Here is a 14,763-nt window from a genome sequence, read left to right on the forward strand (position 1 = left end):
TGAAATTGCACTGACAAGAGGGTGGCGGGGGTCGGACGGGGAAAACACGGTGGGTTCCTTCCGGGCGGGGCCCCCCGGAGGGCCCGCCGAACCCCCGGGACGGTCCCGGGAGGACGCGCCGGGCCCCGGGGGCGGTTCCGGGGACGGCGACCCGGATGATCGGCACATGTTCGTCTCGTTCGTGTCCGTGCTCGCCCTGGCCGTGGTGCTCTTCTGCGCCGTCGTCCGTCCCTTCCGCCTGCCCGAGGCGGTCTTCGCGCTGCCCGCCGCCGGTGCCGTCCTCGCCGTGGGGGCGGTCACGCCCGACGCCGTGCGCGAGGAGGCCGAGCGGCTCGGGCCGGTGATCGGCTTCCTCGCGGCCGTCCTCGTCCTCGCCAAGCTGTGCGACGACGAAGGGCTCTTCCACGCGTGCGGCGCCTGGATGGCCCGCTGGTCCCGCCGCCGGCCCCAGCGGCTGCTCGGCGCCGTCTTCGGCCTCGCCTCCCTGATCACCGCCGTCCTGAGCCTGGACGCGACGGTCGTCCTGCTGACCCCGGTGGTCTTCGCGACGGCCGCCCGGATGGGGGCCCGTCCCAAACCCCACGTCTACGCCAGTGCCCACCTGTCGAACACGGCCTCGCTGCTGCTGCCCGTCTCGAACCTGACCAACCTGCTCGCCTTCACGGCCACCGGCCTCGGCTTCACCCGGTTCGCGCTCCTGATGCTGCTCCCCTGGCTCACCGCCGTCGCCGTCGAGTACGCGGTCTTCCGCCGCTTCTTCGCCCGCGACCTCGCCGCCCCCGCCGACTCCACCGAACCGCCGGAGCCCGTCGAACTCCCGCTCTTCGCCCTGGTCACCGTGGCCGCGACGCTCGCCGGCTTCGCCGTCGCCTCGGCCACCGGAGTGGACCCGGCCTGGGCGGCCGCGGCGGGCGCCGCCGTCCTCGCCGTACGGGCCCTGGCCCGCCGTCACACCACCCCGCGCGCGCTCGTCCGCTCGGCCTCGCTGCCCTTCCTCGCCTTCGTCCTGGCCCTCGGCGTCGTCGTCCGCGCCGTCGTCGACAACGGCCTCGGCACCGTCCTCGCCCACCTCCTGCCCGACGGCACCTCCCTGGCCGCCCTGCTCGGCACCGCCGCGCTCGCCGCCGTCCTCGCCAACCTCATCAACAACCTGCCCGCCACCCTGGCCCTGGTCCCGCTGGCGGCCGGTTCCGGGCCCGGCGCGGTGCTCGCCGTCCTGATCGGCGTGAACATCGGCCCCAACCTCACGTACGCGGGCTCCCTCGCCACCCTCCTCTGGCGCCGCATCGCCCACCACCACCGGCATCCGGTCGACCTCGGGGAGTTCACCCGCCTCGGTCTGCTCACCGTCCCGGCCGCCCTCGTCGTCTCGACGGCGGCCCTGTGGATCTCGCTCCTGCTCCTGGGTCCGTGACCGGTTCCCACGGGCCCGGGAACTCCCGGCGGCACTGCTAAGTTCTACACATACGTAGAAGCAGGAATCGACGTCTGGAGTGCTCATGGCCCTGTGGGACCGCATCAAGGAATCCGCATCGACGATGCAGACCCAGCTGGTGGCGAAGAAGAACGACCTGAAGAGTGGCGCGTTCCGGGACGCGAGCATGGCCATGTGCGCCCTCGTCGCCGCCGCCGACGGCACGATCGACCCCGCCGAGCGGCGCCGGGTCGCCCAGCTCATCGCGACCAACGAGGTGCTGCAGAACTTCGACGCGCTCGACCTCCAGCGCCGCTTCGACGCCAACCTGGACAAGCTCACCGCCGACTTCGACTTCGGCAAGGTCAGCGTCCTCCAGGAGGTCGCCAAGGCGAAGAAGAAGCCGGCCGAGGCCCGCGCCGTCGTGCAGATCGGCATCGTCATCGGCGGCGCCGACGGCGACTTCGACAAGACGGAGCAGGCCGTGGTGCGCGAGGCGTGCTTCACCCTGGACCTGCCGCCGCACGAGTTCGACCTCTAGTCCCGGCAGTCCCGGCGGGCCGGGTCCCGCGTCCCACCGGGGCCCGGCTACACCGACGTGGTCGCCGTGTGCAGCACGAGGTAGAGCGTGACGGCCGAGTTGGCCGAGGACAGCGCCGACACCGTCGTGCCGAAGGCGGCGCCCCAGGCGGCCAGGCCGGCGGCCGTGCACACCGGTGGCCAGGCGCGGCCCACCGGGGCCGGGCGCATCAGGGCCGCCACCCGCCGGGGCACCGGCCCCACCGCCGCCAGGGCGGGGAGCGTGGCGGCGGGGGCGCGGGGGGCGAGCAGCGCGGCCTTGCCGATCGCGCGGGCCACGGTGCGGCGGCTGCCGACCTCGGCCGCCGCCTCCTCGTCTGCCCAGCGCTCGGCGCTGTACGCGACGGCGGTCCGCAGCGGGCGCAGGAACGGATTGGCCCGGGCCGCCAGGTGGACCGTGAGCAGGTGCCGGTGGTGACGGCCGTTCAGATGGGCCCGCTCGTGCGCGAAGAGGGCCCGCCGCTCGGCGGACCCGAGTCCGGCGAGCATCCCGGTGCTGACCACGACCCGGCCGCGGCCGTTCCCGCGCCCGCCGGGGAGCGCGTACGCGTACGGGGTGCGGTCCGGCAGCACCGCGACGGACGTCGGCGGCAGCCCGGCGAGCGCGCCCGCCGTCCGGCGGCGCACCCGCGCCTGCCGCCACGCGGCGACGGCGCAGGAGACCAGGACGGCGAGGAGCGCGGGGATGGCCGCCCGGCCGGCGATCTCGTCGTACGGGACGGCCGCGCGCACGTCGGGGTCCGACCAGCTGTCGGGGAGCGGGTTGCCGGGCAGTTGCGCGGTGCCCACGATCATGAGGAGCCCGAGGCAGAGGGTGCTGCACACGGCGGAGACACCGGCGACGGCGGCGAGCAGCCGGGTCGCGGTGCGGGGGTGGAGCCGCTGTTCGGCGAGGCGGGCGACCGGCCACGCGGTCAGCGGAAGGACCAGGGGAAGGAAGACGAAGACTCCCATGGCGGTCAGCCTTCCTCCTCCCCGGCCTCCGGGGAGGGGAGTTCGGCCTCCGGGGAGAGGAGTTCACGAAGGAGTCGCTCGTCGTTCGGCGAGAGCGCGGTCACGAAGCTGGCCAGGACCGCCTGGCGGTCCGCCTCGGCGTCCAGGACCTTCCGCATCCGCAGGGCGGCCAGCCCCGCCTCGTCCGCGACCGCCGTCCACCGGAAGGACCGGCCGGCGCGCTCGCGCTCGACGGCGCCCTTCGCCCACAGGCGGGTCAGGATGGTGATCACGGTGGTGTAGGCGAGGCCGCCGCCGAGGCGTTCGCGCACCCACGCCACGGGCACCGGCTCGGACGCCTCGCGCAGGACGGCGAGCACCTGGGCCTCCAGCTCGCCCTGTCCGCGCCTGCGGGCCGGGGTCTCCGCCCCGTCCTCGCTCCGGTCCACCATGCCGCCGCCCTTCCGCTCCCGCCGCGCCCGACGGCCCCGTCCGCCGTCCGTCCGGTCGGCAGGCCATCGTACTGAGCGGGCGGGGGAAACCGTACGTCACGGTCCGTCCCGGGGCATCCCGCCCCTCCCCGGCGGAAAGGAATTCGGGTAGCCTCGCAGGGCTCGGGAAATTCACCGCCGGAATGCCGGCGTGGGCGTCAATGGGTACCGGCACCCATGTTCCGCAGGTCTGCGACATGGGACAATGGGGTACTTTCGCGACGCGGGAGCACGATTTCACGGCTCGGCGCGAGAACGCGCACGCGGGACCACGCGGGTGCGAAAGCGCGAGCCGATCACGGGGGCCGAGGGGGCGCACGCATGGTTTGGTTTCTCGGATTCGGAATCGCCGGACTGGTCGTCCTGGCCCTTTCGCTGGTTTTCGACGGCGTCCTGGAAAGCGTCGGCGTCGGGGTGGACGGTTTCCTGTCCCTTCCGGTGATCGCCGGCTTCGTCTCGGCCCTCGGCTTCACCGGGGCGATCGCCACGGGCGCCGCCGGTGCGGGCGCCGTCACCGCGACCCTCGCCGGCGCCGTGGCGGGCGCCCTGGTGGGCTGGCTGACCTGGCGGTTCAGCCGGGCGCTGCTCCGGGACGATGCGCCCGCGCCCCGGGGCGAGGACCTGACGGGGACGTCGGGCACGGTCGTCACGGCGATCCCCGCCGCCGGTTACGGCGAGGTCCTGCTGTATCTGAGCGGGCAGCCGGTGAAGTACGCGGCGAAGGCCGCCGCGCCGGTGGCGCGGGGCGCCGAGGTGTGGGTGGAGTCCGTCCTCTCGTCGACGTCGGTCGCCGTCCGCCCCGTCGAACGCTGACCGGGCCGTCTCCCTTTTTCGTTCCACTCGATTTCACTCACGTTCCACTCAAGGGGATTTCGCCATGAGTCCTGTACTGACAGCGGTCCTCGGGATCGTCGTCCTCGTCGTTCTGCTGGGCCTCGTCGTCGTCACCCGCTACAAGGTCGCGGGCCCGAGCGAGGCGTTCATCATCACGGGCCGGCGCGGCAAGAAGGCCACCGATCCCGCGACCGGACGCGTCTTCACCGACAACAGCGGCCAGAAGGTCGTGGTCGGCGGCGGCGTGTTCGTCGTCCCGTTCGTGCAGCAGAAGTTCACCCTCGACCTCTCCAGCCGGCACATCCCGGTCGCGGTGCGCGGCGCGGTGACCCTGCGCGGCGTGAAGGCGAACCTGGAGGGCGTCGCGATCGTCAAGGTCGGCGGCACCGAGGACTCGATCCGGGCGGCCGCGCAGCGCTTCCTGATGCAGCAGAACGGCATCGTCGGCTTCACGCAGGAGGTGCTGTCCGGCGCGCTGCGCTCCATCGTGGGCCGCATGTCGGTCGAGGACATCATCCGGGACCGCGCCGCGTTCGCCGGCCAGGTCGCCGAGGAGGCCGAGGCCAGCCTGTCCGGCCAGGGCCTGGTCCTGGACGCCTTCCAGATCCAGGACATCACCACCGAGGGCTCCTACCTGGAGGACCTCGGCCGTCCCGAGGCCGCCCGCGCCAAGCAGGAGGCCGACATCGCCGAGGCCGTCGCCCGCCGCGCCGCCGAGCAGGCCCGGCTGAAGGCGGAGGAGGAGATCGCCATCGCCCAGCGGACCCTCTACCTGAAGCAGGCCGAGATCAAGGCGCAGACCGACGAGGCCGCCGCCCAGGCGAACGCGGCCGGTCCGCTCGCCGAGGCCGCCCGCCAGCAGGACATCCTGAGCGAGCAGGAGAAGGTCGCCGAGCGGCAGGCCGCGCTGACCGACCGCCAGCTCGACACCGAGGTCCGCAAGCCCGCCGACGCCGCCCGCTACCAGGCCGAGCAGGAGGCGGAGGCCCGCCGGATCGCCCTCGTCAAGCAGGCCGAGGCCGACGCGCAGCGCTCCCGGCTGACCGGTGAGGGCGAGAAGGCGCACCGCGCCGCGCTCGCCGACGCCGTGCGCATCGAGGGCGAGGCCGAGGCCGCCGCCATCGCCGCGCGGGGTGCCGCCGAGGCCGAGGCGATGCGGAAGAAGGCCGACGCGTTCTCCCAGTACGGGGACGCGGCCGTCCTCCAGATGCTCGTCGAGGTCCTGCCGCAGGTCGTCGCCAAGGCGTCGGAGCCGCTGTCGGCCGTCGACAAGATGACGGTCATCTCCACCGACGGGGCGAGCCAGCTGTCCCGTACGGTCGCGGACAACGTCGCCCAGGGCGTCGAACTGCTCTCCGCCACCACCGGGGTCGACCTGGCGCAGCTGCTCCAGGGCATCACCCAGAAGCAGAAGGAGGCGCGGAAGCCCCAGGAGAACCAGGGCGAGGCCGTCGAGATCACCGGCTGAGGAACAGCGGCGAAAGGCCCGGGGGACGTGTCCCCCGGGCCTTTCGCGTGCGTGCGACGTGGCGTCAGACGCGGCCGGACGCTCCGCTTCCCGCCTCCACGTCGTCGCCGCCGGTCTTCGAGAGGCTCGGGGCGGGTTCCGGGAGCACCGCGCCGTCCCCCGCGGCCGGGGTCGTCGGCGTGCCCCGGCGACGGGCGACGTAGGCGGCGATCGGCTCGGTGAAGCGGGCGGTGAGCGGCCCGATCACGACGAGGACCAGGACGTAGGCGGTGGCGAAGGGCCCCATCTGCGGCTGGACGCCGGCGCTGACGGCCAGTCCGGCGATGACGATGGAGAACTCGCCGCGCGCGACCAGCGTGCCGCCCGCCCGCCAGCGGCCCTTGACCCCGATCCCGGCCCGGCGCGCGGCCCAGTACCCGGTGGCTATCTTCGTCAGCGCGGTGACGATCGCCAGGGCGAGCGCCGGCAGGATCACCGGCGGGATGCTGGCGGGGTCGGTGTGCAGACCGAAGAAGACGAAGAACACCGCGGCGAACAGGTCGCGCAGCGGGCTCAGCAGCGTGTGGGCGCCCTCCGCGACCTCGCCGGAGAGGGCGATGCCGACGAGGAACGCGCCGACGGCGGCGGAGACCTGGAGCTGCTGGGCGACACCGGCGACCAGCAGGGTCAGACCGAGGACGACCAGGAGCAGCTTCTCCGGGTCGTCGCTGGAGACGAACCGGGAGATCAGGCGCCCGTACCGGAGGGCGAGGAAGAGCACGAGCCCGGCCACGCCCAGGGCGATGGCGAGCGTCACGCTGCCGGCGGCGAGGCCGACACCGGCGAGCAGGGCCGTGATGATGGGCAGGTAGACGGCCATCGCCAGGTCTTCGAGGACCAGGATGCTGAGGATCACCGGGGTCTCGCGGTTGCCCAGGCGTCCGAGGTCGCCGAGGACCTTGGCGATGACGCCGGAGGAGGAGATCCAGGTGACGCCCGCCAGGACGACGGCGGCGACCGGCCCCCAGCCGAGCAGCAGCGCGGCGACCGCGCCGGGCAGGGCGTTGAGGGTGAAGTCGACGAGCCCGGCCGGGTACTGGGTCTTGAGGTTGGAGACGAGGTCGCTCGCCGTGTACTCCAGGCCGAGCATCAGGAGCAGGAGGATGACCCCGATCTCGGCGCCGATGGCGACGAACTCCTCACTGGCGCCGAGCGGCAGCAGACCGCCGTTGCCGAAGGCGAGGCCCGCGAGGAGGTAGAGGGGGATCGGGGAGAAGCTGAACCGGGCCGCGAAGCGGCCGAGGAGGCCCAGGCCGAGGATGATGGCGCCGAACTCGATCAGGAAGACAGCGGAATGCACCCTCGCCTCACTCCCGACCGAGAATCGAGGCGGCGGCGTCGACGCCCTCGCGGGTGCCGATCACGATGAGGGTGTCGCCGCCCGCGAGCCGGAAGTCCGGCGTCGGGGACGGGATCGCCCCGGAGCGGCGCAGCACGGCGACGACGGAGGCTCCCGCCTCGGTCCGCATCCGCGTCTCGCCGAGCACGCGCCCGTTCCAGTACGAGTGCGCGGACAGTTCGATCCGCTCGGCGACGAGTCCCAGGTCCGTGGTGTGCAGGACGTTGGGGCTGTGGTGCGCGGGCATCAGCGCGTCGATCAGGGAGGCCGTCTCCCCCTCGGTGAGGTGGAGGGACTGGGCGCAGGCGTCGGGGTCGTCGGCCCGGTAGACGTTCACCGTCCGCGTTCCGTCGCGGTGCGCGATGACCGAGAGGTGCTGGTGCTCCCGAGTGGTGAAGTCGTACTGGACTCCGATTCCGGGCAGGGGTGTGGTTCTGGTCCGCGGGGCAGGCACTGGCCCGTCGCCTCCTGTCGTCGTGACCGGTCGCAGCCGGTCGGGGCCGGTTCCGGCCTTTCGTGGAAAGGGATGCGCCACGGGGGGAACGGCGCCGTCCCGCGCCCCGCGGCCCCGTTATGGTGCCATCCGCGCGGAGACGCGGAACATGGGTGTCAGCACGGATGGACAGAACCCCGACAAACCGGTCAGGATGAGGCGGGACACGGGTCCCGCGCGTGCCGGAGGGCGCGCGGTGAGGCGGTGAGCACGAGCGGCCGGGCGACGCGTCGGGCCCGGGGAGAGGCGGGACGGTGTCGCTGTACTGGCGCCTCTTCCTGCTGAACGCCGCGATCCTGCTCGTCGCCGTCCTGCTCCTCTTCGGCCCCGTGACGGTCTCCACCCCGGTCCTCGTCGGCGAGGCGTTCGTCCTCGTGGCCGGTCTGGTGGCGATGCTCGTCGCCAACGCCTTCCTGCTGCGGGTGGGCCTCGCGCCGCTCCAGCGGCTCACCCGGGTGATGCGGACGGCGGACCTGCTGCGGCCCGGCCGGCGCGCGGAGGTGGAGGGGCGCGGCGAGATCGCGGACCTGACCCGTACGTTCAACACGATGCTGGAGCGGCTGGAGGCCGAACGGGCCGCGAGCAGCGCCCGGGTGCTGTCCGCCCAGGAGGCCGAGCGCCGGCGGATCGCGCAGGAGCTGCACGACGAGGTCGGACAGACCCTCACCGCCGTGCTGCTCCAGCTGAAGCACTCCGCCGACCACGCGCCGGCCGGACTGCGGGCCGAGCTGCTCCAGGCGCAGGAGACCACCCGGGGCAGCCTCGACGAGATCCGGCGGATAGCGCGCCGGCTGCGGCCGGGCGTCCTGGAGGAGCTGGGCCTGCACAGCGCGCTCAGGTCGCTGGCGTCGGAGTTCTCCACGCGCGGCCTGGCGGTGCGGCCGCACATCGACGCCGGGCTGCCGAAGCTCGACCACGAGACGGAGCTCGTGTTCTACCGGGTCGCCCAGGAGGGCCTGACCAACACGGCACGCCACTCGGGCGCGAGCCACGTCGACCTGCGGCTGCGGCTGCTGCCCCGGGGCGGAGTGGGCCTGCTCGTACGGGACGACGGGCGGGGCATCGGGAACGCGCCCGAGGGCGCCGGGCTGCGGGGGATGCGTGAGCGGGCCCTGCTGATCGGCGCGGAGCTGACGGTGGGCGACGGCCGGGACGGGGGGACGGAGGTCCGCCTCGACACCACCGGCCGCACGGGGACCGGCGCCACGGAGGAGGGTACGTCGTGACCGGAGGCGGGGCGAAGGGGGACGGCATGACCGGCGGTACGACGGAGGGCACGGCATGACCGGCGGTACGACGGAGGGGGACGACGTGACGGGCGACGCGGGAAAGGGGGCGTCGTGACCGGAGACCGCCCGACGCGGATCCTGCTCGCGGACGACCACGCCCTGGTGCGCAACGGGGTGCGGCTGATCCTCGACGCCGAGCCGGACCTCACGGTCGTCGCGGAGGCGGCGGACGGCGCGGAGGCCGTCGCCCTGGCCCGCTCCGAGCGGATCGACCTGGCCGTCCTCGACATCTCCATGCCCCGCCGGACGGGACTCCAGGCGGCCCGCGAACTCAGCCGCCTCCAGCCGGAGCTGAGGATCCTGATCCTCACGATGTACGACAACGAGCAGTACTTCTTCGAGGCCCTGAAGGCCGGGGCGAGCGGTTACGTCCTGAAGTCCGTGGCCGACCGCGACCTGGTGGAGGCGTGCCGGGCGGCGGTGCGCGACGAGCCGTTCATCTACCCGGGCGCCGAGACGGCCCTGATCCGCACCTATCTCGACCGGGCGGAACAGGGCAGGCCGCTGCCCGACAAGGCCGTCACCGAACGCGAGGAGGAGATCCTCAAGCTCGTCGCGGAGGGCCACAGCTCCAAGGAGATCGCGGACCTCCTCGTCATCAGCCCCAAGACCGTCGAGCGCCACCGCGCCAACCTCCTCCAGAAGCTGGGGATGCGCGACCGCCTCGAACTCACCCGGTACGCGATCCGGGTGGGCCTGATCGAGCCGTAGGGCGCGGGGCCCGCCTCAGCCGGTGCCGGCCCAGGAGGCCCGCAGCCGTCGCTCGTGGTGCGCCACGCCCGCGTGGTCGCCGGCGATCACCGCGTAACGCCAGGTCCGCCCGTCCGGCGGCGGCCCGGCGTACAGGACGACGCCCTCGCCGCGCGCCGGGTCGTAGGCGAGGCGCGCGCCGCGCAGCCGGTCCACGGCCTCCCCGAAGGAGCACGCGGACGGGGTGCGCGCCGTGCCCGTCGCCCAGACCGGAGCGCCGGTCCCGGACCCGGTCCCGGCGGTGAGGCGGGTCACCATGGCGTGCGGGGTGGTGGTGGCGGTGCGCCGCACGTTGCTCTCTCCGGCAAGGACCTCGCCGTCGGGCGTCACCATCGCGTCGAGGCCGAAGGGCCCGGCGTAGCCGCGGGCCGCGAGGAAGCCGCCCAGGGCGTGGCCCCAGGCCTCCAGGACGGCCCCGACGTCCGCCGCCGGGGCGGGCAGGGGCGAGAGGTAACCGGTGAAGGCGCCCTCCGCGGTCCGCATCTCACCGCTGAACAGCGCCCTCGTCCCGCCGGGTCCGGTCTCCATCTGGACGCTCACCGACCGGGCCACGTCGACCCGCTCCTCGACGACCCACAGCCCTTCCGGGCCGCCCACGGGCGGGAGTTCGCCCCCGGCCCACGGATCCGCCGCGCCGGCCACGCCCGTCGTACTCGCCACGCCCGTCGCACTCGTCGTGCCCGTCGCGCCCGGGAGGAAGACCATGCCGTGGCCGCCCGCCGACCGGTCGGGCTTGACCACGACCCGGCCGTACGAGGCGAGGAGCTCCCGCACGGCGTCCGGCACCCCCGCGCGGCGGCGGACCAGGCCGTCCGGCAGCCTCATGCCCAGGGCGAGCGCCGCACTCCGGAACCCGGCCTTCGTGTTGAGCAGCCCGGTCACGTCGAGCGCGGCCTCGGCCTCCGCCGGGGAGGCGTACGGGGCGACGGGGACGCCCAGGGCCCGCGCCAGGCCGATCGCCGCCCCGTCCAGGGCCGTGGGGAGGACCGCCCGGAAGGGCCGGCCGCCCACCGCGCCGACGACGTGGGGGTACGGGTCCGCCGTACCGTCCCCGGGCGGGACGACCACCGCGACCGAGTCCCGGGGGACGCCGGTCAGACCGCAGACGTACCGCAGGAAATCCTCCCCGACCGGCACCGGGGAGACGAGGACGTCGCCGGGCCGCAGCAGCCACGCCTCCCGGGGCGCCTGCTCCGCCCAGGCACGGAGCACCACGCGCTCCTCCGGGTCGACCGCGAGGCCGGAGACGAGGTTGGCGTGGAGGACGAGGGGTCCGTCCGGCTCCGTGGGATCGGTCCGTCCCATCAGACGCCGACGTGCAGGACGCAGATGTCGTCGCGGCGGGTGGCCGGGTCGACGAGGGCGTCCAGGACGTCGCCCAGGGGCCGGGGGCCGGCGCCGCGCTCGGCCACCGTGCGGGCCAGCCGGTCGAGGCCGTCGTCGAGGAGCTCCCCCGGGGCCTCGACCAGGCCGTCGGTGAAGAACAGCAGGTGGTCCCCGGGCAGCAGGCGGATGGCGGACGAGTCGTAGCGCGGAGCGGTCGTGGCGCCCAGGAGCACGCCCCGGGGCGACGGCAGGTAGCGGGCCTCTCCGTCGCGCAGCAGCAGGGGCGGCAGGTGGCCGGCCTGCACCCAGGTGAGGATGCCCGAGGAGGGCTCGTAACGGCCCATGATCATCGTGGCCGTGCTGTAGGCGCGGTCCGCGCTGTGCCACAGGAGGGTGTTGAGCCGGGCGAGGATCGTGGCGAGCGGGGTCCCGGTGATGGCCATGCCCTTGGCGGTGAAGCGCAGCTGGGCCATCGTGGCCACGGCGTCGAGCCCGTGGCCCGCGACGTCCCCGACGACGAGCAGCGCGCTGCCGTCGGGCAGTTCGATCGCGCTGTACCAGTCGCCCCCGACGTTGATTCCCCGCTGGAGGGGCTGGTAGGCGACGTCGACGGTGAGGCCGGCCAGGCGCAGCGACTGCTGGGGAAGGGGCAGCAGGGCGTGCTGGAGCCGGGCGGCGAGGACGCGCTCGGCCGTCAGCGTCTCCTGCTGGGCCACGGCGGTGCGGTCGCGTTCGAGCAGCTGCTCCTTGGCCCGCTGCACGGCGGTCATGTCCTGGAAGAAGCCGTGGACCTCGACCGGCGAGCCGTGGGCGTCCGCCTCGGCCTCCGCGACGATCCGCAGGTGCCGGACCTCCCCGTGGGGGGTGGTGATGCGGAAGGTGTGGTCGATGGCCTGCCCGTCCCCGAGGAGGCGCCGCACCTGTCCGGCCAGGGCGGGCAGGTCCTCGGTCAGGACGTGCGCGGGCAGCTCCTCCAGGGTCATCGGGCCGAGGGAGGGGTCGCGGGCGAAGATGTCGTAGACCTGTTCCGACCAGGTGATGGCGTCGCGGACGAGGTCCCAGTTGGCCCAGCCCATGTTCCCCAGGCGCTGCATCACCTCCAGGCGGCGCTGCTCGCGCTCCCCGCTGTCGAGGCGCACCCAGGAGACGATCAGCCCTCCCTGGCAGGCGTTCGCGCGGACGGTGAACCGGGAGAGGCGGGGGATGCCTGCGAGCACCTCCTCGTACGCGAAGGGTTCCCCTTCGTAGCGGACGCCGTTCTCCAGCGCGTCGAGGTAGCCGCGCCACAGGGCCGTGCCGAGCACGCTCGGGTACGTCTCCAGGACGCTGAGCCCCACCAGCTCCTTGCCCCGGCGGCCGCCGACGTCCAGCGCGTCGGGCGAGGCCGCCGCGATCCGGAAGTCCTGGACCTCGCCGTCCGCCCCGGTCAGCGGCACGAGGAAGATCGCCGAGCCGGGCAGTCCGTCGAGCACCTCCTGCACGGCGGACGCGGTGAGGGCGGGCGGCCGCGGGCCCGCGTCCGCCATCGTCGGCTGCCGGCGGGCCACGTAGCGGCTCGACGAGAAGACGGAACCCTCACCGGCGGCGCGGGAGAGCGCGGCGGCTCCCCCGAAGCCGTTTCTTCCCGGCTCAGGCACGTCCGGCTCGTCGTGGCTACCCGTCATGGAACGAGCATCCCACGGATGGGCACCGGTACTCCCGGACGGCCGCCGCTCTGTCACGGGGCCCGTGCCGGTCGGCGGGGGTGCGGCCGTGGTGGGCCCCGGCCCCGCCGTTCAACGACACCAGGGGGCACCGACCGCGATGGCCATGCCCATGACCTCGTGAATCTTCGTTGCGTGGACTTCGCCCAGCGCGCCGCCGAGGATCCGGAAGTCGTGCGCGTACACGAAGACCGCACGGCCCTCGACGGTGCCCCAGCCGGTGACCACACCGTCGGCGTAGGGCTCTTTCGCCTCCGGGCCGAAGCCCTGCGCCCGGTGCCGGCGCGACTGCTCCACCTCGCTGGACGAACCACGATCGAGGAGCGGCCCGCTGCGCTCACGGCGGTCAGCTCGCCCCCGGCGTGCTGCGCCCCGGTCGCGCGCTCACCCGGGCCCGCCAGGCCCCGCTCGCGCAGGACGTGCGGCTCGGCCACCCGGCCACGGGCATCGGCGGGCTCGCTCGATCGGACTGCGACGCCTCTCGACTACTCCTCTTCCCATGGGGACATGGCGGCCGCGTCCGGAGGTAAAGAGGTCGCCGGAAGGGCGATCGCGGTGAGCACGAGTCCCTGCCGGACCGCCCAGTGGCCGCTGAAGCCGGTGAGCCGCCGCCCGTCCGGGGTCACCGGGCCGGGGACCGGCAGCCGGGCGTGGAACGTGCGGGCCTCCGCGTCGACGGTGATCAGGGCGTCCTCGAACTCCAGCCGGCGCCCGGTGATCGGGAACCAGGCCTTGTAGACGCTCTCCTTGGCGCTGAAGACGAGCCGGTCCCAGTTCACCCCGGGGTGCCGGGCGGCCATGCGCGGCAGCCAGTGGCGTTCCTCCGGGAGGGTGACCAGTTCCAGCGTTCCGGTGCTGGGGAGCGGCCGGTTGGGCTCCGCGTCGATGCCGAGGGCCGTCACGTCGCCGGAGCGCGCGACCGCCGCCGCCCGGTAGCCCGCGCAGTGCGTCATGCTGCCCACGACTCCCCCGGGCCGGCCGGGCGCGCCGCGCGGGCCGGGCAGTATCGGGGCGGGCGACACGCCGAGCCGGGCGAGCGCCTCGCGGGCACAGCCGCGTACGGTCGCGAACTCCTTGCGGCGTTCAGCCGTGCTTCCGGCCACGAGCGCCTTCTCCTGCTCGTACAGGACCGACTCCGGCAGGTCGCCGAAGGCCTCTTCGACCGCGACGGACGCGGGCAGCAGTTCCTCGATCACGGGCCCTCCGCCCCCGTCGCGGTCCCCGCCGCCGGGAGGATGCGGACCGGGCGGCCCGGCGGGGTGGTGCGCCGGCGCCACTCCCGGGGGTAGCCGAGCGACACCTCCTCGAACGGAACTCCGTCCAGCGTGAGGGTGCGGGGGATGTGCAGGTGTCCGTAGACGACCGCCGCCGCGTGGAACCTGCGGTGCCAGTCCGCGGTCGCCTCGGTGCCGCACCACAGCGCGAACTCGGGGTGCCACAGCACCTCGGTGGGCTTGCGGACCAGCGGGAAGTGGTTGACCAGGACCGTCCGGGTGCCGGGCGGCAGCGCGGCCAGCCGGGCCTCGGTGAGCGCGAGCCGGGCCCTGCACCACTCCTCGCGGCTGGGGTACGGGTCGGGGTGGAGCAGGAACTCGTCGGTGCAGACCACGCCGGCCTCCTCCGCGCGGGCGAGCGCGACCTCCTTGGAGGTCACCCCGGGCGGCCGGAAGGTGTAGTCGTACAGCAGGAACAGCGGGGCGATCGTGACCGGCCCGCCCTCGCCCTCCCAGACGGGGTACGGGTCCTCGGGGGTGACGACGCCGAGCGAGCGGCACAGCTCCACCAGGTGCCGGTAGCGCCGTTCGCCGCGCAGTTGCACGGGGTCCTCCCGGGGCGTCCACAGTTCGTGGTTCCCCGGCGCCCAGACGACTCTGGCGAACCGGTCGGCGAGCAGCGTCAGCGCCCACTCGATCTCTTCCACGATCTCGCCGACGTCACCCGCGACGATCAGCCAGTCCCGGTCCGACTCGGGCCTGATCCCCTCCACGATCCGCCGGTTCTCGGCGTAGTGGACGTGGAGGTCGCTCAGGGCCACCAGGGAGCCGGCCCGGGCCGGCCGACCGGTGGGGGATGGCGCGGCACCGCGCGTCTCGTATGCCATGGCG

At 74.1% G+C, this 14,763-nt stretch carries 14 protein-coding genes and 1 pseudogene; 6 read left to right on the top strand and 9 right to left on the bottom strand.

Annotated features, from left to right (window positions below; translation table 11 throughout):
• The first annotated feature begins 166 nt into the window (after positions 1 to 166).
• The gene (locus ACIQD7_RS04680) at positions 167 to 1,414 is read left to right on the top strand and encodes an SLC13 family permease (protein WP_402439348.1); all 1,248 of its coding nucleotides are present in this window, start codon (positions 167 to 169) and stop codon (positions 1,412 to 1,414) included.
• 85 nt (positions 1,415 to 1,499) lie between these two features.
• Positions 1,500 to 1,955: a tellurite resistance TerB family protein gene (locus ACIQD7_RS04685; protein ID WP_121834021.1), complete on the top strand. Its 456-nt coding sequence runs from the start codon at positions 1,500 to 1,502 to the stop codon at positions 1,953 to 1,955.
• Between the two features lie 47 nt (positions 1,956 to 2,002).
• Here the strand turns inward: ACIQD7_RS04685 and ACIQD7_RS04690 are convergent, their stop codons facing one another.
• The gene (locus ACIQD7_RS04690; protein ID WP_351970048.1) at positions 2,003 to 2,947 is read right to left on the bottom strand and encodes a M56 family metallopeptidase; all 945 of its coding nucleotides are present in this window, start codon (positions 2,945 to 2,947) and stop codon (positions 2,003 to 2,005) included.
• A gap of 5 nt (positions 2,948 to 2,952) precedes the next feature.
• Positions 2,953 to 3,378 (bottom strand): BlaI/MecI/CopY family transcriptional regulator, encoded by a 426-nt coding sequence (locus ACIQD7_RS04695; protein WP_121827643.1) that lies wholly within the window; start codon positions 3,376 to 3,378, stop codon positions 2,953 to 2,955.
• A gap of 360 nt (positions 3,379 to 3,738) precedes the next feature.
• Here ACIQD7_RS04695 and ACIQD7_RS04700 point away from each other — a divergent pair, with 360 nt between their 5' ends.
• Together ACIQD7_RS04700 and ACIQD7_RS04705 are read left to right on the top strand one after the other, a co-directional pair.
• Positions 3,739 to 4,230, top strand: a complete 492-nt coding sequence (locus tag ACIQD7_RS04700) for a hypothetical protein (protein WP_402439350.1) — start codon at positions 3,739 to 3,741, stop codon at positions 4,228 to 4,230.
• A 64-nt stretch (positions 4,231 to 4,294) separates the two neighbouring features.
• Positions 4,295 to 5,719, top strand: a complete 1,425-nt coding sequence (locus tag ACIQD7_RS04705) for a flotillin family protein (protein WP_402439352.1) — start codon at positions 4,295 to 4,297, stop codon at positions 5,717 to 5,719.
• Positions 5,720 to 5,783: 64 nt separating this feature from the next.
• On the opposite strand, the gene ACIQD7_RS04710 is transcribed toward ACIQD7_RS04705, so the two are convergent.
• Positions 5,784 to 7,058 (bottom strand): cation:proton antiporter, encoded by a 1,275-nt coding sequence (locus ACIQD7_RS04710; protein WP_402439354.1) that lies wholly within the window; start codon positions 7,056 to 7,058, stop codon positions 5,784 to 5,786.
• Between the two features lie 7 nt (positions 7,059 to 7,065).
• Positions 7,066 to 7,551 carry a cation:proton antiporter regulatory subunit gene (locus tag ACIQD7_RS04715; RefSeq protein WP_402439356.1) on the bottom strand — a complete coding sequence of 162 codons (486 nt, stop codon included), beginning with the start codon at positions 7,549 to 7,551 and terminating at the stop codon, positions 7,066 to 7,068.
• Between the two features lie 293 nt (positions 7,552 to 7,844).
• Here ACIQD7_RS04715 and ACIQD7_RS04720 point away from each other — a divergent pair, with 293 nt between their 5' ends.
• Both ACIQD7_RS04720 and ACIQD7_RS04725 read left to right on the top strand, forming a co-directional pair.
• Positions 7,845 to 8,816: a histidine kinase gene (locus ACIQD7_RS04720; protein ID WP_402439358.1), complete on the top strand. Its 972-nt coding sequence runs from the start codon at positions 7,845 to 7,847 to the stop codon at positions 8,814 to 8,816.
• Between the two features lie 114 nt (positions 8,817 to 8,930).
• Entirely contained in the window at positions 8,931 to 9,590 is a 660-nt protein-coding gene (locus ACIQD7_RS04725; protein ID WP_121827648.1) for a response regulator transcription factor, read from the top strand.
• 15 nt (positions 9,591 to 9,605) lie between these two features.
• Here ACIQD7_RS04725 and ACIQD7_RS04730 read toward each other — a convergent pair whose 3' ends face one another.
• From ACIQD7_RS04730 to ACIQD7_RS04750, 5 genes and pseudogenes are all read right to left on the bottom strand, one after another.
• A complete protein-coding gene (locus ACIQD7_RS04730) occupies positions 9,606 to 10,934 on the bottom strand; it encodes a peptide ligase PGM1-related protein (RefSeq protein WP_402439360.1) in 1,329 nt (442 codons plus the stop codon).
• Positions 10,934 to 12,619, bottom strand: a complete 1,686-nt coding sequence (locus ACIQD7_RS04735) for a PP2C family protein-serine/threonine phosphatase (protein WP_402439362.1) — start codon at positions 12,617 to 12,619, stop codon at positions 10,934 to 10,936. Before ACIQD7_RS04735 ends, ACIQD7_RS04730 begins: the two co-directional genes overlap by 1 nt.
• A 94-nt stretch (positions 12,620 to 12,713) precedes the next feature.
• Positions 12,714 to 13,092, bottom strand: a pseudogene (locus ACIQD7_RS04740) (carboxyl transferase domain-containing protein); the annotation flags it as partial.
• A gap of 51 nt (positions 13,093 to 13,143) precedes the next feature.
• A complete protein-coding gene (locus ACIQD7_RS04745) occupies positions 13,144 to 13,854 on the bottom strand; it encodes a 4'-phosphopantetheinyl transferase (RefSeq protein WP_402439364.1) in 711 nt (236 codons plus the stop codon).
• Positions 13,851 to 14,759 (bottom strand): metallophosphoesterase family protein, encoded by a 909-nt coding sequence (locus tag ACIQD7_RS04750; protein WP_402439366.1) that lies wholly within the window; start codon positions 14,757 to 14,759, stop codon positions 13,851 to 13,853. The genes ACIQD7_RS04745 and ACIQD7_RS04750 overlap by 4 nt, the downstream gene beginning before the upstream one ends.
• Positions 14,760 to 14,763 lie beyond the last annotated feature (4 nt).

This window comes from Streptomyces sp. NPDC093071 (assembly GCF_044754545.1).
In the GTDB taxonomy this organism is placed as follows: Bacteria; Actinomycetota; Actinomycetes; order Streptomycetales; family Streptomycetaceae; genus Streptomyces.

Excerpts from the sequence above, each read along its gene's own strand:
- ACIQD7_RS04750 (WP_402439366.1), bottom strand. The coding sequence starts at position 14,759 with ATGGCATACGAGACGCGCGGTGCCGCGCCATCCCCCACCGGTCGGCCG.
- ACIQD7_RS04690 (WP_351970048.1), bottom strand. The coding sequence starts at position 2,947 with ATGGGAGTCTTCGTCTTCCTTCCCCTGGTCCTTCCGCTGACCGCGTGG.
- ACIQD7_RS04685 (WP_121834021.1), top strand. The coding sequence starts at position 1,500 with ATGGCCCTGTGGGACCGCATCAAGGAATCCGCATCGACGATGCAGACC.
- ACIQD7_RS04705 (WP_402439352.1), top strand. The coding sequence starts at position 4,295 with ATGAGTCCTGTACTGACAGCGGTCCTCGGGATCGTCGTCCTCGTCGTT.
- ACIQD7_RS04730 (WP_402439360.1), bottom strand. The coding sequence starts at position 10,934 with ATGGGACGGACCGATCCCACGGAGCCGGACGGACCCCTCGTCCTCCAC.
- ACIQD7_RS04680 (WP_402439348.1), top strand. The coding sequence starts at position 167 with ATGTTCGTCTCGTTCGTGTCCGTGCTCGCCCTGGCCGTGGTGCTCTTC.
- ACIQD7_RS04700 (WP_402439350.1), top strand. The coding sequence starts at position 3,739 with ATGGTTTGGTTTCTCGGATTCGGAATCGCCGGACTGGTCGTCCTGGCC.
- ACIQD7_RS04735 (WP_402439362.1), bottom strand. The coding sequence starts at position 12,619 with ATGACGGGTAGCCACGACGAGCCGGACGTGCCTGAGCCGGGAAGAAAC.
- ACIQD7_RS04695 (WP_121827643.1), bottom strand. The coding sequence starts at position 3,378 with ATGGTGGACCGGAGCGAGGACGGGGCGGAGACCCCGGCCCGCAGGCGC.